The organism is Falsirhodobacter xinxiangensis (assembly GCF_004959935.1).
In the GTDB taxonomy this organism is placed as follows: Bacteria; Pseudomonadota; Alphaproteobacteria; order Rhodobacterales; family Rhodobacteraceae; genus Falsirhodobacter; species Falsirhodobacter xinxiangensis.
Genome location: NZ_SMYN01000016.1, coordinates 41255 through 65697, shown reverse-complemented (window position 1 = coordinate 65697; position 24443 = coordinate 41255). Strand labels below are relative to the sequence as shown.

The following is a 24443-nucleotide window of genomic DNA, read 5'->3' as shown; positions in this document are numbered from 1 at the left end:
TCACTAACGTGTAATCGATTGCATAGCGGCATCGCCGCAACGCGGTCGCATCCGGCAGGGAGGCCGGATCACGGGGGAGGAGCGCGATGCCGGCACCGGACGAGCATCCCCTTCGTGAGGAGAAAGCGAGGGGAAACATGAACGAAGTCTCATCCAGCCGCCGGAACCTTCTGAAATCGTCGCTGGTCGCCGGGGCCGGCTTTGCCGCCTTCGGCGCCGGTCGCGCCGCCGCGCAGGACACCGCAGCCGAAGGCCCGCTGCGCGGAAACCTTCGCCATTCGGTTGCGCGCTGGACGTTCAAGGATCTGTCGGTCGAACAGCTTTGCGCCGCGGTCAAGGATATCGGATTTTCCGCCATCGACCTCGTCGGTTCCGAAGATTGGCCGACCCTGAAGGCGCATGGCATCGACAGCTCGATGTGCAACGGGGCCGAGATCAGCCTTGAGGAAGGCTTCGCCGCGACCGAGTTCCATGACGAGCTGGTCGAGCGTTACACCCGCCACATCGATCTGGTCGCCGATGCCGGATATCGCAACCTGATCTGCTTCTCTGGCAATCGCAACGGCATGGACCCCGAGGATGGGCTCCGGAATGCCGAGGAGGGTCTGAAACGCATCCTTGGCCATGCCGAAGATCGCGGCGTCACGCTGGTGATGGAACTGCTGAACAGCAAGGTGAACCACCCCGATTACCTGTGCGATCATTCCGCATGGGGCGTCGATCTGTGCAAACGGCTCGGATCGCAGAATTTCGGTCTGCTGTACGACATCTATCACATGCAGATCATGGAAGGCGACATCATCGCCACCATCCGCGAAAACCACCAGTATTTCGCGCATTACCACACCGCCGGCGTCCCCGGACGGCACGAGATCGGCGACGATCAGGAGTTGAACTATCCCGCCATCTGCCGCGCGATCGTGGAAACCGGCTTTGGCGGCTACATCGCGCAGGAGTTCACGCCCGAGGCCCCCGACCCCATCGCCTCGCTGCGCGACGCGGTCCGCATCTGCGACGTCTGAAACCAATCACATCCACCTAGGGAGAAGAACCCATGGCAGACAACCACTACGACGCGATCGTCGTCGGGTCGGGCATCAGCGGCGGCTGGGCCGCGAAGGAACTGGCCGAAAAGGGCCTAAAGGTCCTGATGCTGGAGCGCGGCCGCAATATCGAGCACATCAAGGACTATGTGAACGCGCAGAAGGAAATCTGGCACTTCCCGCATCACAACCGCCCGACGCAAGAAATGAAGGCCGCCTACCCGGTCCTCAAGCGCGACTATCCGCTGGCGGAAAACACCCTTGGCATGTGGGCGAACGAGGAAGAATGCCCCTATACCGAAACCAAGCGTTTCGACTGGTTCCGCGGCTATCACGTCGGTGGTCGCTCGCTGCTGTGGGGCCGTCAAAGCTACCGTCTGGGCGATACCGACTTCGAGGCGAACGCCAAGGAGGGCATCGCGACCGACTGGCCGATCCGCTATGCCGACATCGCGCCGTGGTATGACTATGTCGAGAAGTTCGCGGGGATTTCCGGCACGCAAGAGGGGCTGGACATCCTGCCGGACGGGCAGTTCCTGCCGCCGGTTCCGCTGAACATCGTCGAAAAGGACGTGGCGGCCCGGATCAAGGAAGCCTTCGGCGGCACGCGCCACATGATCCATTCGCGCACCGCGAACATCACGCAGCCGATGCCGGAACAGAAGCGCGTGGCTTGCCAGTATCGCAACAAATGCGTTCTGGGCTGTCCCTATGGCGCGTATTTTTCGACCCAGTCGGCCACCCTGCCCGCCGCGATGGCGACCGGCAACCTGACGCTGCGCCCCTTCTCGATCGTGAAGGAAGTGCTGTATGACAAGGACCGCAAACGCGCCCGCGGGGTCGAGATCATCGACGCCGAAAACGGCCAGACCTATGAGTTCACGGCCAATGTCATCTTCCTGAACGCATCGGCCTTCAACTCCACCTGGGTGCTGATGAACTCGGCCACCGATGTGTGGGAAGGCGGCCTTGGATCGTCCTCGGGCGAGCTGGGCCACAACGTCATGGACCACCATTTCCGCGTCGGCGCGTCCGGCACGGTCGAAGGCTATGACGACAAATACTATTTCGGTCGCCGCCCCTGCGGTTTCTATATCCCGCGTTTCCGCAACGTCGGCAACGATACCCGCGACTATACCCGCGGCTTCGGCTATCAGGGGTCCGCAAGCCGCACCGGCTGGTCGCGCGAGATTGCCGAGCTGAACATCGGCGCCGACCTGAAGGACGCGCTGACCGTGCCGGGCGACTGGACCATCGGCATGACCGGCTTTGGCGAGATGCTGCCCTATCACGACAACACCATCAGCCTTGACCCGACCAAGACCGACAAATGGGGTCTGCCGGTTCTGGCGATGGACGTGTCGATCCGCGAGAATGAACTTGCCATGCGCAAGGACATGGGCGCCGACGCAGCCGAGATGCTGGAGGCGGCAGGCGTCAAGAACGTCAGGATCAACAACAACGACTATGCCCCCGGCATGGGCATCCACGAAATGGGCACGGCACGCATGGGCCGTGATCCCAAGACCTCGGTCCTCAACCAGCACAACCAGGTCTGGGACGCGCCGAACGTCTATGTGACCGATGGGGCTGCGATGACCTCGGCGGCCTGTGTCAACCCGTCGCTGACCTATATGGCGCTGACGGCGCGGGCGGCGGACCATGCGGTGCGCGCACTCAAGGCAGGAGACATCTGATGGAACGTCGCGACCTTCTGAAAATGATCGCAGCCGCCACCGGCATGTCGATGATCGGCGGCGCGGCCTTTGCCTATGGCAAGGTGCCGCTGCAGGAACCCGCGAACGACTTCACCGAAGCCGATGTCGCGAAACTGGACGAGCTGGCGGAGACGATCATCCCGCAAACCTCGACCCCCGGTGCGAAAGAGGCGGGCGTCGGCCTGTTCATGGCCCAGTTCGTGACCGACTGCTATTCCCCCGAGGAACAGGCGATCTTCCGCGAAGGGCTGGCCGCGCTGGATGCGGATGGCGACTTCATGGCGCTGACGCCCGAGGCGCGCAAGGAAATGCTGATCGCGCTGGACGCCGAGGCGAAGGAGCAAGCGGGCCGCGTTGCACTGGACGGGCAATCGTCCGGCCAGACCAAGGCGCATTACTTCACGATGATGAAGCAGCTGACCCTGTTCAGCTTCTTCACTTCGGAAGTCGGGGCGACCAAGGTGCTGCGCTATGTCGCCGTGCCGGGCCGCTATGACGGCGAGCTGCCCTACGAGCAGGGCACCCCCGCCTGGGCGACCTGAAACCATTCGCCGGCGCGTCCCCCCGCGCCGGCTTTTTTCTGGGAGGAAAGATGAAACACGCATTGACCATCGCGGCCTGCCTGCTGGCCGTCCCTGCCTTCGCGCAGGACCAGACCGAACGCCAGCGCGAAGCGGCCAAGACCGAAGTGTGGGAGCCCGTCCCCGCCACCGTCGCCACCCCCGAGGGCGCGGCCCCGTCCGATGCCATCGTGCTGTTCGACGGCACCTCGCTTGACGCATGGGAGGCCGAGGAGGGCGGCGAGGCGCCGTGGACCGTGGCCGATGGCGCGATGACCGTCGTGTCGGGGTCCAAGGGCATCCGCACCAAGGAAAGCTTTTGTGACGTGCAGCTTCACGTCGAATGGCGCAGCCCGACCGATATCGAAGGGTTCGACAGCCAGGATCGCGGTAACAGCGGCGTCTTCCTGCACGAGATTTACGAGATCCAGGTGCTCGACAGCTCCGACAACCCGACCTATCCCAACGGTCAGGCGGCGTCGATCTACAAGCAGGCGATCCCGCTGGTAAACGCATCGCGCGCGCCCGGCGAATGGCAGGAATACGACATCATCTGGAAATCGCCGCGCTTTTCCGAAGGCGGCGGGCTGGAAAGCCCCGCGCGCGTGACGGTGCTGCACAATGGCGTTCTGGTGCAGGATGACGTCGTGCTGTCGGGCAAGACCGAATATATCGGCGCGCCGTCCTATCCCGTTCACGACTGCGCCCCGATCTATCTGCAGGACCACGATTCCGAGGTCAGCTTCCGCAACATCTGGGTGCGGAAACTCTGAACGAAAGGCGCGGAGGTTTCCCTCCGCGCCCATCCGTCACTCGCTCAGGAAAGCCACGATCGACGCGCGCTCTTCCTCGGTCAGGTAATCGAAGGGCGGCATCATCTCGCCACCTTTTTCGATCTTCTCCGCGATCTCCTCCGGCTTCAGCCGGTCCTTGACGTCGGTCAGGGCCGGAAAGTCTGCGCCCATGCCCTCGCGTTCGGCACCATGACAGGCCGAGCAGTTGGTCGCGTAAAGGTCGGCCCCCGTGTCCTGCGCAAAGGCAGGAGCGGCGGCAAGGAACAGGGCGGTGGTGAAGGTGGCTTTCAGCATTTGCTACCTCTTGGTCTTAGCGGGTTGCGCCTTCCGGCAGGTTTTCGGTCAGATAGGCAGCGCCCGTCTGAACGACAGCGACGGCGTCCTTGGGCAGGTCATGCTCGATGATATACCATGTAACGCCAGCTTCCTCGGCCGCGGGCAGGATCGCGTCCCAGTCCAGAACGCCCTCGCCCAGCGCGGCAAAGCCCTTCTCGTCCTCGGCCTCGCCCTCGGGGGCGTTGTCCTTGGCGTGGATGGCGAACACTCGGCCATCGAAGCGGGCCAGATATTCAGCCGGATCGAAACCCGCGCGAGCGACCCAAGCGAGGTCCAGCTCGGCCTCGACCTCGGGACCGGCGGCGTCCAGCATGATTTCAAGCGCGGTCTTGCCGTCGAAATCGACAATCTCGAACGCGTGGTTGTGATAGGCCAGCGTCATCCCCTCGGCCTCGATCTTCTCCGAGATCTGGCCGAGTTCTTCGCCCAGCGCCTGCCAGCCGGCGGCATCCGTGGGGCGGTCTTCTTCCTGCAGATACGGGACGGTGATGTAGCTGTTGCCGATCGCCTTGTTGAACTCGATCACGCTGTCCAGATCGCTGCGCAGATCCGCAAGCTGGGCATGGGTGGAGATCGCCTCGATCCCGTGCTTGTCCAGAAGGCCCTTCAGCTCCTCGGCCGAGACTTTCTGGGTGCCGACGGTTTCGACCGCGGTGATGCCGGCTTCCTGCACGGCGGCCAGCTGTTCTTCCAGCGTGCCGAAATCGCGCAGCGTATACAACTGAACCGCGATCGGCAGCTCGCCCGTCTGGGCGAAGGCCGGCATCGCGACCGAGGCAAAGAGTGCCGCAACGGCAGCGTTCTTCAACGAAATCTTCATGGTATCCTCCCCATCGAACCTGTGGGTGATGGCAAATGTAATCGTTTTCATCTTCAAGGCAAACGGTTACATCGCGCGATGATGGATTTTTGCCGACCTGCAGAAAGGCGTTCGTTGCGGAATAATATTCTATTGCACACGAATGTTTTCGCTCTTTCACAGAATGTTTTCCGCAGGCATTCTGCGCGCGAACATAGGACCGCGACATGACCAAAATCATCCCCCTTCTCGGCATTGCCATGCTTGCAGCCGTTCCCGCCATCGCGCAGGACGATGCAAGCTGCCGCACGATCCGCAGCTTCGATCCCGGCTGGACCGACATCACCGCCACCAACGCGGTCGCATCCGTGGTGCTGGACGCGCTGGGCTATGATCTTCAGATCTCTACCCTTTCGGTGCCGGTCGGGTATGCTGCGCTGAAGGACGACCAGATCGACGCTTTCCTCGGCAACTGGATGCCCGCGCAATCCGCCTTCATCGCCGATCTTGAGGGCAAGATCGACACGCTGGGCCGCAACCTCGAAGGTGCGAAGTTCACGCTGGCCGTCCCGGCGGAAACCGCCGCGCTCGGCATCGCCTCGCTGGCCGACCTGGACGCCCATGCCGATGCGTTCGGGCGCAAGATCTATGGGATCGAGCCGGGCGCTCCAGCCAACCAGAACATCCTGAAGATCATCGAGGCGGACGATTATGGCCTTGGCGATTGGGAAATCGTGGAATCGAGCGAACAGGCGATGCTGGCCGAAGTGCAGCGCCAGACCCGCAGCGGCACGCCGGTCGTGTTCCTTGCATGGGCGCCGCATCCGATGAACAACCAGATCGACATCGAATACCTTGAAGGCGCCGATGCCTATTTCGGACCGAACTTCGGCGGGGCCGAAGTGAATACCATCGCCCGCAAGGAATGGGTCGCCGCCTGCCCCAACGCCGCCGCCGCGTTCAAAGGCCTCGTATTCGATCTGCCGCTGGAAAACGAACTGATGGGCAAAATCCTCGAAGGCGAAGATGCGCAGGCCGCCGCGACCAAATGGATCGAGGCGAACCCCGAACGTCTGGACGCATGGCTTGCAGGTGTCACGACGCTGGACGGCCAGCCCGGTCTCGAAGCCGTGAAGGCCGAACTCGACCTCTGACCCTTGCGGCGGGAATGTTAGCGCGCTAATTAATTTGCACGCTAACATTCTCAGGCCCGCAATGAACGATGATGCCCATCTGATCGACGCGCTTTTGCGCGTGATGCGCGAATTGCGCCGCCAGTTCGACGCAAGCGCGCAAGAGGTCGGCCTGACCATGTCGCGCGCCCGCGTCCTTGCTGCCATCGCCAAGATGGAGGGGATCACGCAGGCCGGTCTGGCGAACGAGATGGGGCTGGAGCCGCCAACGCTCAAACGCCAGATCGACGCGCTGGAAACCGACGGCTTCATCACCCGCCGCGCGCTGGACGGCGATGCCCGCAAACGCGCGCTGCACCTGACCGACAAGGCCCGCAGCGCCCGCGTCACGCGACTCGTCGATGACACCCGCGCCGAGATCCTCGACGGTCTTTCGCCCGAAAACAAAAGCCGGATGCAGACCTCTCTGGAACGCATCGCGGAAAACATCGCAAGGCTGAACCACAGATGACAGCCGCCCCCGCCGCATTCCCCGTCCACCGCGCGCTGCCCTATTTCGCCGCCGCAACCGTGTTGGCTTTGTCGCAAGGGCTGGCGCAGGGGTTCGTCTCGACCAACCTGCCGCAATTCGCGGGCGATCTGGGCAGCACCACGACCGAGGCAAGCTGGCTGATGGCGGCCTATATGGTGCCACGCGCCTCGCTTCCGATCATGCTGGTCAAGATCCGCACCCAGTATGGATTGCGCCGCTTTGCCGAGATCGGGGTCGCGCTTTACGTGATCGTCGCCTTCATCTCGGTCTGGGTCGAGGATCTTCGGTCGGCCATCGTCGTGCAGTTCCTGTCGGGCGTCGCCTCGGCCCCGCTGTCCACGCTGGCCTTCCTTTACATGATCGAGCCGCTGTCGCCGCAGTGGAAGATGCGGCTGGGCCTGCCGATGGCGCTGCTGTTCCTGATGAACGCGCCGTCGCTGGCGCGGGTCATCTCGCCCGCCCTGATCGGGGATGGCGGGCTGACCGCGGTGCATCTGACCGCGCTTGGCATGGCGATGTGTTCTGTCGCGCTGGTGTTCCTGCTGCCGCTGCGCCCGGTGCCGCATCAGAAGGTGATACAGAAGCTGGACTTCGTCAGCTTCGCCCTGATCGCCATGGGGTTCGGCGGGATCACGGTAGGGTTCCTGATGGGACCGATCCACTGGTGGACGGATGCGGATTGGATCGGGCTGCTGCTGGCAGGTTCCGTCCTGTCCCTGGCGCTTGCCGTCGCGATCGAGCTGAGGCGGGAGACGCCGCTGGTGGACATCCGCTGGATCTGCTCGCCCGCCATCCTGCACCTTGCGGTGACGCTGTTCCTGTTCCGACTCGTGCTGTCCGAACAAAGCACCGGCGCGCCGCGGCTGTTTCAGGCGCTGGGCATGGGTCCGCAGCAACTCGTCCCGCTGTTTGTGGTGATCTGCGTCGCCTGCGTCATGGGCGCGCTGGCCTGCATCGCGTGGATGAAACCGCAGCGATTGCCGATGATGCACCTGTGTGCCCTGATCTTGATCGCGGCAGGGGCCTTCATGGACGCCCATTCCAGCATCGACACCCGCCCCGAACAGATGATCGTCAGCCAGGCGCTGATCGGGTTCGCCGGGATGCTGTTCATGCCGCCCGCGATGGTCGCCGGGCTGACCGCCGCGCTGGCCAGGGGGCCGAACTATCTTCTGTCCTTCATCATCGTCTTCCTGTCCACGCAAAGCCTTGGCGGCGTCGTCGGCTCGGGCCTGTTCACGACGCTGGTGAACCACCGGCAGGCATTGCATCTTCAGATCCTGAACGAACAGGTCTTGCCGACCGATCCCGCCACCATGTCGGCCATCGCCGCCCGGGCCGCCGCGATGGCACCGCAGATCGGCGACGGGGCCATGCGGCGTGCGCAGGCCATGGCGCAGATCGCGCAGGATACGTCGAACCAGGCTTACGTCCTTGCCTATAACGACGCCTATTTCATCACTTTCCTGATCGCCTGCGCGGCGGCGGCGGCTTTGCTTCTGCACCTGCTGCGCGACTGGCTTGCCGCCCGGATGAACGGCGCCCCCACCACTCCTGCCCCCGAGGCCGCGAAATGAACAAGTCCCTTATCCTGCCCACGGCCATCGCCATCGTGATCGGAATTGCCGGCGTTCTGCTTCTGCTGTTCGCATGGCACCTGCCGCCCTTTTCGAACAGCGCCCCCACGACCGAGAACGCCTATGTCCGGGGCCGCGTCACCACCCTGTCGCCGCAGCTTTCGGGCTATCTGATCGCGGTGGAGGCGGCGGATTTCCAGAAGGTGTCCGAAGGCGACGTGATCGCACGGATCGACGACCGCCCCTACCGCCAGAAACTGGCACAGGCCGAGGCGGGCCTCGCCTCCGCACGCGCCGCGCTGGAGGTTGCGCGCCAGAACGAACAGTCCGCGCAGGCAAGCGAGCGTGCCTCCACCGCCGCGCTGGAGGCAAGCCGCGTCGCGTTGACCACGGCGCAGTCCAACAGCGCCCGCACGCAGGAACTTCGCTCGCGCGGGGTGGCGGCGGATACCGCGCAGGAACAGGCGGCGCTGTCGCTGCAACAGGCCAGCGCCAATGTCGCACAGGCCGAGGTGCAGGTCGAAGTGCAGCACGAGGCCATCAACTCCGCCCATGCCCAGGCGACCGCCGCCGAAGCGCAGATCGCCAATGCCGAGGCGACGGTCGAACTTGCGCGCATCGACCTGGACAACACGGTGATCCACGCCCCTGCGGATGGCAGCCTCGGGCAGGTTTCGGCCCGCGTCGGGCAATATGTGACCGCCGGGACGGGTCTGGTGTCGCATGTCGGCAGCGACGTCTGGGTGATCGCGAATTTCAAGGAGACCAGCCTGCACGGGATGCGCCTTGGGCAGCCGGTCCGTTTTGCAGTCGATGCGATGGGCGGACGGGTGTTCACCGGCCGGGTCGAAGGCTTCTCGCCCGCCACCGCATCGGAGTTCAGCCTGCTGGCCGCGACCAACGCGACCGGGAACTTCACCAAGATCACCCAGCGTCTTCCGGTGCGTATCTCGATCGACGAGGGGCAGGAATTATCGGAATACCTTGCGCCCGGCCTGTCGGTCGTTGCCACCGTAGATACCTCGCAACCCGGAAACGACCCCGGCAGATGAACAAATCACCAACTTGTGCGTTGCCCATATGGAGGACATGCACATGTGGGAAGAACCTGTCGTCATATCGATGGGAAAGGACCAGCCAAATCGCTCGGTCCAGACCTCGATAGAGGCCCTGCGCGTCTTGGACGGGTGGTGGCAAAAAGTTGACGGACCTGCGTTCCAGAATGCCATAAATGTCTGCATCGCGGCCATCCGGAATGAAACCAGCGACGAGAATGCGCGTGCGGCCTTCGTGTCCGCGCTTTCCGAAGGCGGCGTAGTCCTGCTTCCGGTCGAATAGCCGGCGACATCCCTTGGCGGGCAAAACACGGCAAGCCTTCGTCCCAGCGTCATAAAACCGCGCTACAAGGGGACAAGGAAACAAGAGCAGCCGTCGGACATGATCAGCATCGCGTTCCCTCAGGGATCCGTCGCCGCCCGCCTGCCACAGGGCTTTCGAACCGAACTGCCGCCCCGCCCCCGGGCCGCGCCCCGCCTCGCCCCCGCGCGACATTATCGCGCGCTGTTCCTGTCGGATCTGCACCTGGGCGCAAGAGCCTGCCAAGTCGACATGTTGCTCGACTTCCTGCGTTCGGTGACGGCGGAACGGGTCTATCTGGTGGGGGATGCCTTCGACTTCTGCCGCTATCGTCAGCCGCACTGGACGCCGACACATGACGCGGTGGTCGATGCTCTGTTGCAGCTTGGCACGCGGCTGACCCGGCTGCCGGGCAATCACGACCGTCAAAGCGCCGAAACCGGCCCGGCAAGGCAGATCGCCATCGGCCCGGATATGCTGGTCCACCGGACCGCGACGGGGCATCGCTATCTTGTCCTGCATGGCGATTGCGCGGAATCGCGGATCGGGCGTTCCACCGTCGTCGCACGGATGGGCAGCTACATCGATTATCGCGCGCAGACGTTGGACGAAGCATTGCTGCGGCGCGGCCTGTCGGGCCGCGCGCATCGGGCGATCCGCTGGGGCGACACATTGATCAGCCGCAACGTGACCATGCGCGGGCGGCTGGCCCGGATGGCCCGCGCGGGTGGCTTCGACGGCATCATTTGCGGCCACCTGCACGAACCTTTGCTGCAACGCGACCACGGGCTGACCTATGCCAACTGTGGAGACTGGATGCAAAGCATGACCGCCGTGGCCGAAGAAAGCGACGGCGCGCTGGCGCTGATCGACTGGCGGGGGCGCAGCGTCTCGCGTTTGACGGTCTCGCCGATGGCAGAGCTGCTGCCCGCATGACCATTCTGGTGCTGATCCTGTTCGCGGTGCATCTGCTGTCGCTTGGTCTGGCGGGATGGCGGCTGACGCGCCGCCCCGCCCCATTGACAGAGGTGCAGCCCGTCTGCCTTCTGGTGCCCGTTCGGGGGCTGGACGCCACCGCCGACGAAACCCTCCCCGCCTTTCTGCGTCAGGATCACCCGCATCACCGCGTCCTGTTCTGCGTCGAGGATGCGGATGATCCGGTGATCCCGCTGATCCACGCGCTGCTGGACGCCCATCCGGGCCGGGGCGCGTTGCTTGTCGGTCGCGATCCGATCTCACACAACCCCAAGCTCAACAATCTGGTCAAAGGCTGGGGGGCGGATGACAGCGACTGGGTTGCGATGGTGGACAGCAACGCCTTGGTGCCGGACGATTACCTGTCGCAGCTTCTTGCGGTCTGGGATGGCCGCACGGGGCTGGTGACCTCTCCGGCGGTGGGGATCATGCCGGCCGGGGTCTGGGGCCGGGTGGAGGCTGCGTTTCTGAACACGCATCAGGCGCGCTGGCAATTCGCGGCCGATCTGTTCGGTGCGGGTTTTGCCCAAGGCAAGACGCTGTTCTGGAACCGCAGCCTGCTGGACCGCGCCGGGGGCCTTCCTGCGCTGGGCCGCGAACTGGCCGAGGATGTGGCTTCGACGAAGCTGGTGCGGGCGCGGGGGCTATCGGTGCGGCTGGTCGCGCGGCCGGTGTTCCAGCCGATGGGGCGCCGCGACTTCGCCGCCGTCTGGGACAGGCAACTGCGCTGGGCGCGCATCCGCAGGCTGGGCTTTCCGCTGCTGTTCGTGCCGGAACTGATCTTGGGCGGGCTGTTGCCGCTTGGCCTGCTAGGCGTCGTCGCGCCCGCGCTTTTGCCGCTGGGCGTCGCGCTATGGTATGGTGCGGAATGGGCATTGGCGCGGGCAAACGGCTGGCCGGCGGGTGGACGCGATGTGGGCGCGTTGATGCTGCGCGATGCGCTGATGCCCGCGCTCTGGCTCTGGTCCTGGAAAAGCCGGATCATCGCATGGCGCGGCAACGTTCTGGTGCAGGCCCCCGGCTGATGTTCGGCAGCGAAGAGGTTCTGGCACTGCTTCAGGCGCACGGCCTTGCGATCGTGGCGTTTCTGTCGCTGCTTGAAGGCCCCATCGTCAGCGTGATCGCGGGGTATCTGGGCAAGCTGGGCTATTTCACCTTCGGCACTCTGGTTCCGGTTCTGGTCGCGGGCGATCTGCTTGGGGATATCGGCTTCTATGCCATGGGCCGATACGGGTATCATCGGATTCCCGACTGGCTGCTGCGGCGTCTTGGGCTGCGCAAAGGGTCGATGCGCGCCCTGCGCGGGCAGTTCGCGCGCCGTGGCGGGCGCATTCTGACGTTGGGCAAGCTGACCCATGCCGCAGGCGCCGCCGTGCTGGTGTCCGCCGGGGCGGCGCGGATGCCGGTCCTGCCCTTCCTGTTCTACAATACCCTCGCCACCGTGCCCAAGGTCGCGGTCTTCGTTGCCATCGGCGCTTTCTTCGGTCAGGCGCACGAGGCGATTTCGGTCTGGATCGGACGCACGACGCTGGGCCTTCTGGCGATCCTTGTCATAGCAGTGGGAGCATGGGTTTGGCTGGCACGCAGGTCACGGTAAGCTGCATCATCCCGGCATTCAACGAGGCGGCGCGCATCGGGGGCGTCCTGTCGATCGCGCTCGGCCACCCCGCATTGGCCGAGGTGATCGTGGTCGACGATGGATCGCAGGACGGCACTGCGGACATTGCCGCGCAGGCCGGGGCGCGCGTCATCCGCATGACCGCGAACGGCGGCAAGGCGGCCGCCGTCTTCCGCGCGGCCGAGGAAGCGCGCGGAACCCATGTGCTGATGCTGGATGCGGACCTCTTGGGGCTTGCGGCGGACGACATATCCCGGCTGGTAGCTCCGGTCATGCGCGGCGAATGCGACGTCACGATCAGCCTGCGCGGCAACAGCCCCGCGATCTGGCGGGCGATGGGCGTCGACTACATCTCGGGCGAGCGTGTCATGCCGGTCGAGGACCTGCGCCGCCCCGCCCCCATCGCCGGTTTCGGGCTGGAGGTCTGGCTGAACCGGGGCTGGCGGCTGGCGCGGCGCAAGGTCCGCATCGTGTCCTGTCCGAACCTGTCCAGTCCGGCGAAGGCGGCGAAGAAGGGGCTGCTTCCGGGTCTTCTGGCCGATGTCGGGATGCTGCGCGACATCTTCCGCACCGCCAGCCTGCCAGAGGTGCTTCGCCAGCTTGCCTTCTTCATGCGGGCCAGCCGCGATTGACAGCGGGAAGGTCCGTTCGGATACTCGGGCGTCAGGGAGGATATCGCATGGACCTCGATCCGAAGACCGACCTCAAGCTTTCAAGAACCTTGGACGTGCCACGGACGATTGTCTGGGACTGCTGGACCAGGCCCGAACATATCCCGCATTTCTTCGTCCCCCGCCCACACTCCGTCACGGAATGCGAGATCGACCTGCGGGTTGGCGGCAGGTTCAACACGACCTTTCTGGTCGAAGGGGCCGAGATGCGGAACGAAGGCGTCTTCCTCGACATCGATGAGGGGCGCAGGCTGGTCTTCACCGACACCTATACCGAAGGGTGGAAGCCGAAGCCCGACCCGTTCATGACCGCGATCCTGCTGCTGGGCGATACGCCAGACGGGGGCACGGAATATACCGCCATCGCCCGCCACCGATCTGCCGAAGCGCGGAAAACGCACGAGGATATGGGCTTCCACGAGGGTTGGGGCACCGTGGTCAATCAGTTGGAGGCCTATGCCAAGCGCCTGGTTGCACCCAAGCGCGGGGCCGGATAGGAAGCGCCATACCGGTCGCAGCCTACCCGGTCATCAAAACAAGGGTTCCAGAATGAAGACTACACTCGTCTGCTCCGGCGGACTCGATTCCGTTTCGCTTGCCCATATCCTTGCGCAAGACGGCAAGCTGGCACGGCTCGTCACCTTCGATTACGGCCAGCGCCACCGCAAGGAAGTGGATTTCGCCGCCCGCACGGCAACGCGGCTTGGCGTTCCGCATCACATGGTCGATCTGATCCCCCTGGGCGCGGCCTTGCACGGATCGGCCCTGACCGATGCCGTGGACGTGCCCGACGGCCATTACGCAGAAGAAACGATGCGCGTCACCGTCGTGCCCAACCGCAACGCGATCATGCTGACCATCGCCTTCGGCATCGCGGCGGCCAATGGCGATGATACGGTTGCGGCAGCGGTGCATGGCGGCGATCACTTCATCTATCCCGATTGCCGCCCCGCCTTCACTGATGCCTTCCAGATGATGCAGAACGCCGCGCTGGACGGATACGCCGATATCGCGCTGCATGTTCCCTTCGTGCACCTGACCAAGGCGGATATCGTGCGTCAGGGCGCGCGCGCGGGCACGCCGTTCGCGGAAACGTGGTCCTGCTACAAAGGCGATGCGGCGCATTGCGGTCGCTGCGGCACCTGCGTCGAACGGCAGGAGGCTTTCGATCTTGCAGGCGTCGCCGACCCCACCCCCTATGCCGATCCGACCTTCTGGCGCGAGGCCGTGGCAAATGTATAGGATCACCAAGGAATTCCATTTCTCCGCCTCGCATCGGCTGGATCACCTGCCATCCGACCACCAATGCGCGCGTCTGCATGGGCATAACTACATCGTCATCGTGGAACTGGCGGCAGCGGATCTCAACGCCGACGGCTTCGTGCGCGACTATCACGAGCTTGCGGAGTTGAAACATTACATCGACACCGAATTCGACCACCGCCACCTGAACGACCATATCGCCCTGCCGACTGCCGAAAGCCTGGCACGGCATTTCCACGACTGGCGCCGCGCGCGCTGGCCGGAAACCTCGGCGGTTCGGGTGTCGGAGACGCCGAAGACATGGGCGGAGTATCGGCCATGACCCTGCGCATCGCGGAAATCTTCGGCCCCACCATTCAGGGCGAAGGCGCGCTGATCGGCCAGCCCACCGTTTTCATCCGCGCGGGCGGCTGCGATTACAGGTGCAGCTGGTGCGACAGCCTGCATGCGGTGGACAGCGCCCACCGTCATGAATGGGCCGTCATGACGCCAGACGCGATCATGGCCGAGGTGTCGCGCCTGTCGGGCGGCGAGCCACTGACGGTTTCGATCTCGGGCGGAAATCCGGCGATTCAGGATTTCGCACCGATCATCGCGCTGGGCCATGCTGCGGGCTTCACCTTCGCCTGCGAGACCCAAGGGTCGATCCCGCGCGACTGGTTCGCGGATCTGTCGCTGCTGGTCCTGTCGCCGAAGCCCCCCTCCAGCGGGCAGAGGGTGGACTGGGACGCCTTCGATGCCTGCGTCGCAGCGGCCCGGAACGCCGTGATGAAGATCGTGATCTTCGACGAGGTCGATCTTGCCTGGGCGCGCGAGGCCGCGGCCCGTCATCCGCAGCTCCCGCTCTACCTTCAGCCGGGGAACCCGGAGACCGATCCGTCCCTGCCGGTCGATCCGCAACGTCTGGCCGACAGGATGCTGTGGCTGGTGGACCGGACCGTCGGCGCGGGCTGGCTCGTCCCGCGCATTCTGCCCCAGCTTCACGTGCTGATCTGGGGCAACAGGCGCGGGGTCTAGGGCATCACCTTGTCCGGGGTCGCGGGCAGATCGCGCACCCGCACCCCGCAGGCGTTGTAGATCGCGTTCAGAACCGCCCCGCCCGCGCCGCAGATGCCAAGCTCGCCGATGCCCTTGGCCTGCATGGGTCCGGCGAAGCCGTCGCGGTCGGGCAGGAACACCACGTCCTGCTCCGGCACGTCGGCATGGCTGGGAAGGTGATAGCCGGCAAGGTCGCGGTTCACGATATGCCCGGTGCGAGGGTCATGCTCCACTCCCTCGGTCAGGGCCATACCGATGCCGAAGGTCATGCCGCCAAGGCATTGCGACCGCGCGGTCTTTTCGTTCAGGATGCGCCCGCAGGCGAAAACGCCCAGCATCCGCCGCACCCGCACCTCGCCGGTATGGCGGCTGACGGCGACCTCGGCGAAATGCGCGCCCCAGGTGGCCTGCCGCGCCTGTTTCTCGGCATCGCCCGGCTCCACATGACCTTCGGCCACCAGCACCTCGCCCGCCAGCAGTTCGCGCAGTTCGCGCGTGTCGTTGCGGAAACTGGCGCGCCCGTCCTGCAGCCGCAATTCCGCGTCGGTGCAGCCCATGCGTTCGGCGATCCGGGCGCGAATATCCTCGCAGGCCAGATAGACCGAGGTGCCCGAGGATGCCGCGCCGAACGATCCGCCCGACCCCGCAGCGGGGGGGAAGTCGGTATCGCCCAGATGCACCTCGACCAAATCGACGGGCAGGCCCAGCATCTCGGCGGCAATCTGGCGAAGGATGGTATAGGTGCCAGTGCCAATGTCCGTCATGTCGGTTTCGACCTTGGCGCCATCTTCGGTCAGCGTGACGCGGGCGCGGCTTTCGATCAGCATGTTGACGCGAACCGCGGCGGCCATGCCCATGCCGATGAACCATTCGCCCTCGAGCCGTTCCTTCGGCGCCCGGCGCTGGTTCCATCCGAACCGATGCGCCCCTTCGCGAAGGCAATCGCCAAGGCGGTTCACCGAATAGGGGCGGCCCGTTCCCGGTTCGCGGTCGGGGATGTTCCGCAGGCGCAACTCCACCGGGTCGATCCCGGCGGCTTCGGCCAGCTCGTCCAGCGCCGCCTCGAATACCGTGACGCCGATCGCCTCGCCCGGTGCGCGGACCGATCCGGCACAGGACCGATGCACCCGCGCGATCCGATGCGCGATCCGCCGATGCGCTGCCTGATAGGTGAAGGGCGTTGCCTGCGTGACGGGTTCCGAAAACGGGCTGTCCGGCAGGTTCGACACCAGCGCCTCATGCCCGATCCCGGTCAGAACCCCATCGGCGCCCGCCGCCAGAAGCACGCGCTGGCGGCTTTCGGACCGGCGATGGGTGATGTCGAATTCCTGCATCCGGGTCAGCGCGACGGATACCGGCACTCCCAACTCCTTGGCCGCGATTGCCGCTGCCACGGCCTCGGGCGCGATGCCAAGCTTCGATCCGAACCCGCCGCCGACATAGGGCGCCAGAAGCCGCACCTGCTCCGGCCCGACCCCAAGCGCGTCGGCCAACTGCTTGCGGTCGCTGGCCAGCATCTGAAGCGCGGCGCGGACCGTCACGCGGTCCCCGTCCCATTCGGCAATCGCGGCGTGGGGTTCCATCGCCACCGCCATCAGCGTCGGCGTGGTATAGGTGCAGTCGACGCTGAACGCGGCATCGCGGATCGCCGCATCCAGATCGCCCTGCGCCTTCTGTTTCGCATCAGGCACCTCGGGGGTGACCGTATCGGGATCGGTGGGGGCAGGTTCTTCCTCATAGGTGATCCGCAGCGCCTTTGCGGCGTGGCGCGCCTGCTCGAACCCTTCGGCGACCACCAGCGCGATGGGCTGGCCGTGGTAATCCACGACATCCGGCCCCGCCTTCGGCCCCTTTCCCGCCATGCCCTGCGCCGGGTATCGCACCATGCGCGGATCGGTGATGACGGTCATCACCCCCGGCAGAGCCAGCGCTGCCTGACGGTCGATACCCACAACGCGCCCCTTGGTGATCGTCGCGCGCACGAGGACGCCATGCGCCATCCCAGAAGGCCGCGCCTCGGACGCATAGGTCGCAAGGCCCGAAACCTTCAGCGGCCCCTCCAGCCGATCCACCGGCTTGCCCAGAACGCCCTGCGCCATGCTGTCGAGGCGGTTGTCATTGTCCGGGTGGTCGATCTTGCGGTGACGGGTCATTGCGGGTCCTCCATCCGGCAGGCATCGGCAAGTGTGGCGGCCAGCACGCGCCGTGCCATCGGCAGCTTGAAGGCGTTGTCCTCTTGCGGCTGTGCGCCCGAGAGGACCAGATCGGCCGCGCGGTCGAAAAGCGCAGGCGATGGGGGCTGACCTTGCAGCGCGTCTTCGGCGGCTGAAACGCGCCATGGCATCGGGGCAAGACCGCCGAAGGCCAGCGCGGCATCGGCGATCACCCCGCCCTCCATACGCACCACCGCCGCGACCGAGACCAGCGCGAAGGCATATGAGGCACGGTCGCGCACCTTGCGATACCGATGCTCGCCCCCTTTGGGCGCGGGCAGCAGGACCGCGGTGATCAGATCGCCTCGGTCCAGCGCCGTCTCCATATGCGGCGTGTCGCCCGGCAGGCGATAGAATTCGGTGATCGGAATACGGCGGGTGCCGCTCGCGCCCTCGACTTCGACCACCGCGTCCAGCGCCATCATTGCCACCGCCATGTCGCTCGGATGCGCGGCGATGCACTGGTCGCTGACCCCAAGAACGGCGTTCATCCTGTTCACCCCGCCGATGGCAGAGCAGCCCGCCCCCGGCTCGCGTTTGTTGCAGGGCATCGCGGTGTCATAGAAATACGGGCAGCGCGTGCGTTGCAGCAGGTTGCCGCCCGTGGTCGCCATGTTGCGAAGCTGCCCGCTGGCCCCTGCCAGAAGCGCTCGCGACAATACGGGATAGCTTTGGCGCACGCGGTGATCGGCAGCCAGATCGCTGTTGCGCACCAGCGCCCCGATCCGCAGCCCCTCGCCCTCCGGCTCGATCCGGTCCAGATCGAGGCGCGAGATATCGACCACACGCCCCGGCACCGCGATCTCGTGCTTCATCAGGTCCAGAAGGTTCGTGCCGCCCGCGATGAAGGTCGCGCCGCTGGCCACCGCATCGGCGACCGAGGTGGCGCGGGAATACTGGAACTCCCTCATCCCTGAACCTCCATGATCGCATCGACGATGTTGGGATAGCAGGCGCAGCGGCACAGGTTGCCGGACATGCGCTCGCGGATCTCCTCGGGGCTGGGGCGCACGGGGGCGTTCAGGTCCTCGGTCGCGTGCGAGGGCCAGCCCGCCGCGATCTCGTCCATCATGGCGGTGGCGGAACAGATCTGGCCAGGGGTGCAATATCCGCATTGGAACCCGTCATGCGCGATGAAGGCCGATTGCAGCGGCGACAATGCGCCCGGCTCGCCCAGCCCTTCGATCGTGGTGATCTCGGCCCCGTCGCACATGCAGGCCAGCGTCAGGCAAGCGTTCACCCGCCGCCCGTCCACCAGCACGGTGCAGGCGCCGCATTGGCCGTGATCGCACCCCTTCTTGGTGCCTGTCAGCCCCAGATGATGCCGCAACGCGTCCAGAAGCGTCACGCGCGCATCGGCGTCCAGCCGGTGGACACGCCCGTTGATGAAAAGCTCGGTTTGCATGGGAACTCCGCGATGGCTTGCGTTGGGCTTGCTGCGGGGTGAACGTGCAAGATGGCTGAGGCGTTCCAGCGAAAGGCGGACAAGCGATGCTGACGGCGGGGATACTTCTGGCGGCGGGGCACGGGAAACGGTTCGGCGCGGACAAGCTGTCGGCGCCGCTTTTCGGACATCCGCTGGCGGAATACGCGGCATCGGCCTTGCGCATGGCGCAGGTAGGGCGGCGGTTCTGCGTCGGGCGCGCGATGGACGGGTTCGATCATGTCCATGCGCAGGGCGCGCAATCCGAAAGCCTTCGCGCCGGTATCCGCGCCGCACGTCAGGCGAGCGCGGCACGGGCGGTGATCGTGCTGGCGGACATGCCGCTCGTGACGGCGGGGCTGATCGACAGCATCGTCGTAGCCTGCCCGGCAGGCGGCGCGGCGGCGGCAATCGACGGCCGCCCGATGCCCCCGGCCTGTTTCGACGCCGCGCTTTTTTCGCAGCTGGAGGCGGCGCGGGGCGACGAGGGCGCACGCGGGCTGCTTGCCGGATTGCCCCCCGAATGCCGCATCCCCGCCCCCGGCCTTTTGCTGGACATCGACACCCGCGAAGACCTGCTGCGTCTGGCGCAGACGCACCGACTTGCGGGCGATGGATCGGTCAGGCTGGAACGAGTGCCCTGAACCGCGCGGTTGCCGGGTCGGCGTCATATTGCGCCGCAAGCGCCGGAGCCCGCGCCGCCAGATCGGTCACAGCGGCGATGATCGCATCCGCCTGCGCGTCGCTGTGAAGATAGCTGAAGTTCAGCCGCACCCAGCCGGGTTTCGCCAACTCCTCGCCCGCCGCGATCCGCGCTGCCAGCGTCGCGGATTGCGCGGCATCGATCCCCATCAGCCGGTGCGCATAGGGGCCGGCACAAGCGCAACCGCCCCGCGCCTGCACGCCGTGAACATCGCTGAGCATCCGGGTGAACAACTGCTGATGGACCAGCCCGCCTTTCCCATCCTGCACCTGGAACGAAAAGATCGGCAGCGCCTCCATCTGCGGCTTCTGCCCCAGAAGCCGCAAGCCCGGCACGCCGGACCAAGCTGCCAGCGCGCGATCCCGCAGCGCAGCCTCGCGCGCCATGATCGCCGGCGCGCCGACGGCATCCTTGACCAGCATCACCAGCGCCGCGCGGATGTCGCCGACGACATTGGGCGTTCCGGCCTCCTCGCGCGCCGTGATGCGGCTGCTATATCGGTGACCCTGCGGCGACACGAACGCGACCGACCCGCCCCCCGGCAGGGTCGGCGTGTCACGCCGCACGATGCTGTCGCGCACGATCATGACGCCCGACGCGCCCGGCCCGCCCGGAAACTTGTGCGCCGAAAAGACCACTGCATCCTTGGCCGCATCGCCCCGGCCCATATCGATCTCGATATAGGGTGCGCCGCCCGCATAGTCCCAGACCGCAAGCGCCCCCGCTGCCTTCAGCCGCCGCGTGACGGTATCCGCGTCGCTCAGGATGCCGGTGACGTTGGACGCGGCAGAGAACGTGCCGACAATCGTATCTGCCCCCTTCGCGCATGCCAGCGAGCGGTCCAGATCTTCCAGATCGACCCCGCCCGAGGGCGCTTCGGCAATCTCCACCACCTCGGCCCCCGTCTCGCGCCAGGGCAGGATGTTCGAGTGATGCTCGTATGGGCCGCAGAGCACGACGACCTTGCGCCCCTCCCGCACATTCTCGGCCAGCCGCAGAAGGCCGACGATGCGGTTGATCCCTGCGGTCGCGCCCGACCCGGTAAAGACGGTATGGCAATCGGTTCCCGCACCCGCAAGCCGCGCGATGGTGGCGCGTGCCTCCTCGCGCATCCGGGTCATGGTCATGCCGCAAAAGGACGCTTCGGTGTGGCTGTTGGCATAGAAGGGCAGCACCTGCTCGGCCACGAACCCCTCCACCTGCCGCAACGCACGGCCGGACGCGACGTAGTCGGCATAAAGCAACTGGCGCGGCCCGAAAGGCGTCTCGAACCGGAGACCTTCGCCGATCAGCCCGGCACGCAGATGATCTAGGATGTCGCGGCGTTCCAGCCCCGTTCTGAAATCCGAAATCGCGCTCATCATTGCCTCCTGCTGGTTCAGGCGATCATAGCCTGCGCCGAGTGGCAAATTTTCCCATCTTTGACCCGTGGGCGGGCAATTTACGTGTCTTTGATAGGGGAATGGTGAGATTTTGCGATCAAAACTCTATCGGGCGGTTCTCGGCGATCGTTTCCATCGAAAAGTAGGAGGTCACGGCATCCAGCTCCAGCTTCTCGATCAGCCTTTGATAGATGCGGTCATAGCTTTTCATGTCGGTCGTCACGATCTTCAGCATGTAATCGTAATCGCCGCCGATCCGGTGGAACTCGGTTATGTCCGGGATCGAAAGCACATGCGCGCGGAACAGCTTCAGCCAGTCGGCGGAGTGCTTGCGCGTGCGGATCATCGCGAACACGACAAGGCCGTGGTTCAATGCCTCTCGGTCGATCCGCACGGTCTGACCAATCAGGATGCCACGTTCCTGAAGATTGCGGATGCGCCGCCAGCAGGCGTTCTGCGACAGGCCGACCTTTTCGGCCAGGTCGCGCTGCGTCTGGGCCGCGTCGCGCTGCAATTCCATCAGGATGCGGGCGTCGATCCGGTCCAGCATGGTCAGAACAGGTTCGCAGGCAATTTGAAATAGCTTTTGCCGTCCGCATCGGGTTCCAGCCGACCGCCACGCAGATTGAACTGCAACGCATGCAGCATGCGCGCGGGCAGTTTCAGCGTGGCATCGCGCGCCTCGCGCCGGGCGATGAAATCCTCGCGCGGGGTGCCGCCGCCAAGGTGCAGGTTCCCGGCCCGCTGCTGTGCGACGGTGCTTTCCCATGCCGGTTCCGCGCGGTCCTTGGTGCCGTAATCATGGCCGATGAACAGCCGCGTTTCGTCGGGCAGCGCAAGGATCGCCGTCAGGCTGTCGTAAAGATCCGAAGCCGAACCGCCCGGAAAATCGGCGCGCGACGTGCCCGCATCCGGCTGCATGAACGTGTCGTGCACGAAGGCGGCGTCCCCCATGACGAAGCTGATCGACCCCAGCGTATGGCCCGGCGACAGCATGACCCGCACCTCCAGATCGCCCAGCGCGAAGGTCTCGCCATCCTCCAGCAGCCGGTCGAAATCGGCGGCCGGATCGAAGGCGCCGGGCAGGTTGTAGAACCCTTCCCACAGATCGGCGATTTGTCGCAGCTTGGCGCCCGACCACAGTGGCGCGCCCGTCCGTTCGCGCAGCCATGACCCCGCCGAAAGATGGTCTGCATGGGGATGCGTGTCGAGGATCAGCTTGAGGTCCACATCATGCTCTTGCACCAGCCGCAGCGCCCATTCCGCCGATGCGGTCGTCGTGCGGCAGGAGGCGGTGTCGAAATCCAGCACGATGTCGATCAGCGCCGCCGCCCTCGTGGCCGGATCGATGGCCAGATACTGGCACGACCCCGTCGCGGGGTCGTGGAAGCCCACCACTTCGGGCGATCCCGCCCCCCGCGACGCGCTCAGCTTCGTCAACATCCCGCTTCTCCTGTCGATCCATCGGCAAAAGCGGCGTAGCATGGCACGGGCAGCCGGTTCAACCGACGTCATATGTCCGGAGAAACCTTCCATTCCCGCAGCTTGTAGACGGTGCCGGGACGCGGGCGCGGCTTGTCGGCCCCTTCGCGCATCCGGCGTTTGAAGGAATGGATCGGGGTCGCGCGGTCGTCGATCCGCACCTCGACCACGGATGGGCCGTCATGGGCGAAGGCGGCATCCAGCGCGGGGCCGATCTGGTCGGGCGTATCGACGGTGAAGCCCTTCAGGCCAAGCGCCTCGGCGGCGGCAGCGAAACCGGGGCGGGTCGTGTCGGTTTCCAGCATGGCCGATTGCACGTTCTTGAAGAAAATCTCTTGCCACAGCTGAATCCAGCCAAGCCGCCCGTTGTTCAGCACCACGTTCACGACGCGCTGACGGAACTGCGCCTGAGTGGCCAATTCCCCCACGGTGTAGGAGAATGCGCCGTCCCCCGCCACGGTCACGATCCGCGTGCCGGGCCGCGTTTCTGCCGCGCCGATGGCACCGGGCACGGAATATCCCAATCCCCCTTGCCCGCGCGCGAACAAAAACTGCCGCCCCGGCACCTTCGCAGGGATATATCCCGCGATCCATCCGGCCGAGAAGGAAGCGTCGGACACCACGATATCATCCTCGCCCAAGCGGCGTGCCAGTTCCGCCATGACGCGCGGAGGCTGGATCGGCACGCTTTCGGACGCGACCTCCTCGGCCTTCTGCCGCTCGCCCGTCGCCTTCACCTCGGCGATGCGGGCGGCCCAGTCCGGGCGTTCCGGCTGGGGCCCAAGCGCCTTGTGCAACGCCAGGACGATCTCGCGCACATCGCCCAGAAGCGGGACGGTCGGGCGGAAGGTGCGGCCATGTTCCAGCGGGTCGCAGTCGATGGTGATGCTCGCCTGATCCGGTTTCGGCAAGGTCCAGTTCATGCCGGTGTTCTGGCTGACCTTGGACCCGCACCAGATGATCAGGTCCGCCTCCTGCACCAGCTCGATCGCGGCCCATGACCCCAGCGGATTCAGCACCCCGGCGGCATAGTCGCGGGTTTCCGGCACTGACCCCTTGCCCGACAGCGAGGTGACGACCAGCCCGCCAAGCCGGTCCGCGAAATCCGTGACCACCTGCGCCGCGTCCGATCCGTGAACGCCGCCGCCGCAGACCAGAGCGGGCCGCTTCGCCCGCCGGATCAACGCCGCCGCCTGTGCAATGCCGTCCGCAGGCGCGGTCGAACGCAGATAGGGCATCCGCACCGTGCGGTCATCGACCAAAGGCGGGGGACTGATCCCGTCCCAATCCGCGTCGAAGATGTCATGCGGGATGATGACCGCGACAGGGCCGGGGCGGGGCGAGGTCGCCACCCGGAACGCCGTCCGCAGGATATCCGGCAGGGCAGTCACCGACGGCACCAGCCACGACTCCTTGGTGCAGGTCTTGAAGAAGGAAAGCTGGTCGAACCCCTGGCTGGCGATGCCCTTGTCGCGCAGTTGCAGCCAGTCCAGCGGCACCTCGCCCACGATGCCGATCATCGGGATCGACGCGTTCATCGCCTCCAGAAATCCGGCGGGCAGCAGGTTCGCCCCCGGCCCCACGGTCACGTCGCAGACGCCTGGCTTGCCCGTCAGCCGCGCATAGGCGTCGGCAGCATAGGCGGCGTTCCTTTCATCCCGCATCAGCACATGCCGGATGCGGTTCGACCGGCGCGAGATACCGTCATGCAGGGCCGTCGTCTGCCCCCCCGGCATACCGAACACCGCGTCCACTCCCGATTGCGCCAGCATCTCGGCCACCAGATCGCCCATGTGAGGCATCGTCATCTCCTTGGAAATCGGGCCG

27 protein-coding genes are annotated in these 24443 nt (G+C 65.5%); 18 read left to right on the top strand and 9 right to left on the bottom strand.

The window, feature by feature from the left end; translation table 11 throughout:
- Window positions 1-137 precede the first annotated feature (137 nt).
- Genes E2K76_RS15990 through E2K76_RS15975 form a run of 4 tightly spaced genes read left to right on the top strand, consistent with a single transcriptional unit; the run spans window position 138 to window position 4094 of the window.
- Window positions 138-1022 carry a hydroxypyruvate isomerase family protein gene (locus tag E2K76_RS15990; protein WP_136685452.1) on the top strand — a complete coding sequence of 295 codons (885 nt, stop codon included), beginning with the start codon at window positions 138-140 and terminating at the stop codon, window positions 1020-1022.
- Window positions 1023-1054: 32 nt separating this feature from the next.
- Window positions 1055-2740 carry a GMC oxidoreductase gene (locus E2K76_RS15985; RefSeq protein WP_136685451.1) on the top strand — a complete coding sequence of 562 codons (1686 nt, stop codon included), beginning with the start codon at window positions 1055-1057 and terminating at the stop codon, window positions 2738-2740.
- Entirely contained in the window at window positions 2740-3303 is a 564-nt protein-coding gene (locus E2K76_RS15980; protein WP_136685450.1) for a gluconate 2-dehydrogenase subunit 3 family protein, read from the top strand. Before E2K76_RS15985 ends, E2K76_RS15980 begins: the two co-directional genes overlap by 1 nt.
- A gap of 50 nt (window positions 3304-3353) precedes the next feature.
- Window positions 3354-4094 carry a 3-keto-disaccharide hydrolase gene (locus E2K76_RS15975; protein ID WP_136685449.1) on the top strand — a complete coding sequence of 247 codons (741 nt, stop codon included), beginning with the start codon at window positions 3354-3356 and terminating at the stop codon, window positions 4092-4094.
- A gap of 36 nt (window positions 4095-4130) precedes the next feature.
- On the opposite strand, the gene E2K76_RS15970 is transcribed toward E2K76_RS15975, so the two are convergent.
- Together E2K76_RS15970 and E2K76_RS15965 are read right to left on the bottom strand one after the other, a co-directional pair.
- A complete protein-coding gene (locus tag E2K76_RS15970; RefSeq protein WP_136685448.1) occupies window positions 4131-4409 on the bottom strand; it encodes a c-type cytochrome in 279 nt (92 codons plus the stop codon).
- A 16-nt stretch (window positions 4410-4425) separates the two neighbouring features.
- Window positions 4426-5271, bottom strand: coding sequence for a sugar phosphate isomerase/epimerase family protein (locus E2K76_RS15965; protein ID WP_136685447.1), 846 nt, complete (start codon window positions 5269-5271; stop codon window positions 4426-4428).
- Window positions 5272-5477: 206 nt separating this feature from the next.
- On the opposite strand from E2K76_RS15965, the gene choX reads away from it, so the two are divergent.
- The 13 genes from choX (at window position 5478) to queE (ending at window position 15392) form a co-directional block, all read left to right on the top strand.
- Window positions 5478-6404, top strand: coding sequence for a choline ABC transporter substrate-binding protein (choX, locus tag E2K76_RS15960; protein WP_136685446.1), 927 nt, complete (start codon window positions 5478-5480; stop codon window positions 6402-6404).
- 61 nt (window positions 6405-6465) lie between these two features.
- On the top strand, window positions 6466-6894 hold the full coding sequence (locus E2K76_RS15955; RefSeq protein WP_136685445.1) for a MarR family winged helix-turn-helix transcriptional regulator: 429 nt from the start codon (window positions 6466-6468) through the stop codon (window positions 6892-6894).
- Window positions 6891-8492 (top strand): MFS transporter, encoded by a 1602-nt coding sequence (locus E2K76_RS15950; protein WP_136685444.1) that lies wholly within the window; start codon window positions 6891-6893, stop codon window positions 8490-8492. Before E2K76_RS15955 ends, E2K76_RS15950 begins: the two co-directional genes overlap by 4 nt.
- Entirely contained in the window at window positions 8489-9544 is a 1056-nt protein-coding gene (locus E2K76_RS15945) for an HlyD family secretion protein (protein ID WP_136685443.1), read from the top strand. Before E2K76_RS15950 ends, E2K76_RS15945 begins: the two co-directional genes overlap by 4 nt.
- 43 nt (window positions 9545-9587) lie before the next feature.
- The gene (locus tag E2K76_RS15940; RefSeq protein ID WP_169053341.1) at window positions 9588-9830 is read left to right on the top strand and encodes a DUF982 domain-containing protein; all 243 of its coding nucleotides are present in this window, start codon (window positions 9588-9590) and stop codon (window positions 9828-9830) included.
- 165 nt (window positions 9831-9995) lie between these two features.
- Complete coding sequence (locus E2K76_RS15935) at window positions 9996-10784, top strand: UDP-2,3-diacylglucosamine diphosphatase (RefSeq protein WP_281280743.1); 789 nt, start codon at window positions 9996-9998, stop codon at window positions 10782-10784.
- Window positions 10781-11848, top strand: a complete 1068-nt coding sequence (locus E2K76_RS15930) for a glycosyltransferase (RefSeq protein ID WP_136685440.1) — start codon at window positions 10781-10783, stop codon at window positions 11846-11848. The genes E2K76_RS15935 and E2K76_RS15930 overlap by 4 nt, the downstream gene beginning before the upstream one ends.
- Window positions 11848-12420 (top strand): DedA family protein, encoded by a 573-nt coding sequence (locus E2K76_RS15925; protein WP_136685470.1) that lies wholly within the window; start codon window positions 11848-11850, stop codon window positions 12418-12420. The genes E2K76_RS15930 and E2K76_RS15925 overlap by 1 nt, the downstream gene beginning before the upstream one ends.
- Window positions 12390-13073: a glycosyltransferase family 2 protein gene (locus E2K76_RS15920; protein WP_136685439.1), complete on the top strand. Its 684-nt coding sequence runs from the start codon at window positions 12390-12392 to the stop codon at window positions 13071-13073. Before E2K76_RS15925 ends, E2K76_RS15920 begins: the two co-directional genes overlap by 31 nt.
- Window positions 13074-13120: 47 nt before the next feature.
- Window positions 13121-13609 carry an SRPBCC family protein gene (locus E2K76_RS15915; protein WP_136685438.1) on the top strand — a complete coding sequence of 163 codons (489 nt, stop codon included), beginning with the start codon at window positions 13121-13123 and terminating at the stop codon, window positions 13607-13609.
- A 52-nt stretch (window positions 13610-13661) separates the two neighbouring features.
- Window positions 13662-14354, top strand: coding sequence for a 7-cyano-7-deazaguanine synthase QueC (gene queC / locus E2K76_RS15910; RefSeq protein WP_136685437.1), 693 nt, complete (start codon window positions 13662-13664; stop codon window positions 14352-14354).
- Entirely contained in the window at window positions 14347-14697 is a 351-nt protein-coding gene (locus E2K76_RS15905; protein WP_136685436.1) for a 6-pyruvoyl trahydropterin synthase family protein, read from the top strand. Before queC ends, E2K76_RS15905 begins: the two co-directional genes overlap by 8 nt.
- Complete coding sequence (gene queE, locus E2K76_RS15900; protein ID WP_136685435.1) at window positions 14694-15392, top strand: 7-carboxy-7-deazaguanine synthase QueE; 699 nt, start codon at window positions 14694-14696, stop codon at window positions 15390-15392. The genes E2K76_RS15905 and queE overlap by 4 nt, the downstream gene beginning before the upstream one ends.
- On the opposite strand, the gene E2K76_RS15895 is transcribed toward queE, so the two are convergent.
- From E2K76_RS15895 to E2K76_RS15885, 3 genes are read right to left on the bottom strand one after another with little or no spacing between them, the layout of a single operon-like run.
- The gene (locus tag E2K76_RS15895; RefSeq protein WP_136685434.1) at window positions 15389-17566 is read right to left on the bottom strand and encodes a xanthine dehydrogenase family protein molybdopterin-binding subunit; all 2178 of its coding nucleotides are present in this window, start codon (window positions 17564-17566) and stop codon (window positions 15389-15391) included. The two genes, queE and E2K76_RS15895, sit on opposite strands and share 4 nt — an antisense overlap.
- Window positions 17563-18537, bottom strand: coding sequence for an FAD binding domain-containing protein (locus E2K76_RS15890; protein ID WP_136685433.1), 975 nt, complete (start codon window positions 18535-18537; stop codon window positions 17563-17565). The genes E2K76_RS15895 and E2K76_RS15890 overlap by 4 nt, the downstream gene beginning before the upstream one ends.
- On the bottom strand, window positions 18534-19031 hold the full coding sequence (locus tag E2K76_RS15885; protein ID WP_136685432.1) for a 2Fe-2S iron-sulfur cluster-binding protein: 498 nt from the start codon (window positions 19029-19031) through the stop codon (window positions 18534-18536). The genes E2K76_RS15890 and E2K76_RS15885 overlap by 4 nt, the downstream gene beginning before the upstream one ends.
- Window positions 19032-19117: 86 nt before the next feature.
- Here E2K76_RS15885 and E2K76_RS15880 point away from each other — a divergent pair, with 86 nt between their 5' ends.
- Window positions 19118-19693, top strand: a complete 576-nt coding sequence (locus E2K76_RS15880) for a nucleotidyltransferase family protein (RefSeq protein ID WP_136685431.1) — start codon at window positions 19118-19120, stop codon at window positions 19691-19693.
- Here the strand turns inward: E2K76_RS15880 and E2K76_RS15875 are convergent.
- The 4 genes from E2K76_RS15875 to E2K76_RS15860 all read right to left on the bottom strand — a co-directional run bounded on the left by E2K76_RS15875 (window position 19671) and on the right by E2K76_RS15860 (window position 24424).
- Window positions 19671-21113: an aminotransferase class V-fold PLP-dependent enzyme gene (locus E2K76_RS15875; protein ID WP_136685430.1), complete on the bottom strand. Its 1443-nt coding sequence runs from the start codon at window positions 21111-21113 to the stop codon at window positions 19671-19673. The genes E2K76_RS15880 and E2K76_RS15875 overlap by 23 nt on opposite strands.
- 118 nt (window positions 21114-21231) lie before the next feature.
- Window positions 21232-21684 (bottom strand): Lrp/AsnC family transcriptional regulator, encoded by a 453-nt coding sequence (locus E2K76_RS15870; RefSeq protein WP_136685429.1) that lies wholly within the window; start codon window positions 21682-21684, stop codon window positions 21232-21234.
- Window positions 21685-21686: 2 nt separating this feature from the next.
- Entirely contained in the window at window positions 21687-22577 is an 891-nt protein-coding gene (locus tag E2K76_RS15865; protein ID WP_136685428.1) for an MBL fold metallo-hydrolase, read from the bottom strand.
- 68 nt (window positions 22578-22645) lie between these two features.
- Complete coding sequence (locus E2K76_RS15860) at window positions 22646-24424, bottom strand: thiamine pyrophosphate-binding protein (RefSeq protein ID WP_246032989.1); 1779 nt, start codon at window positions 24422-24424, stop codon at window positions 22646-22648.
- Window positions 24425-24443 lie beyond the last annotated feature (19 nt).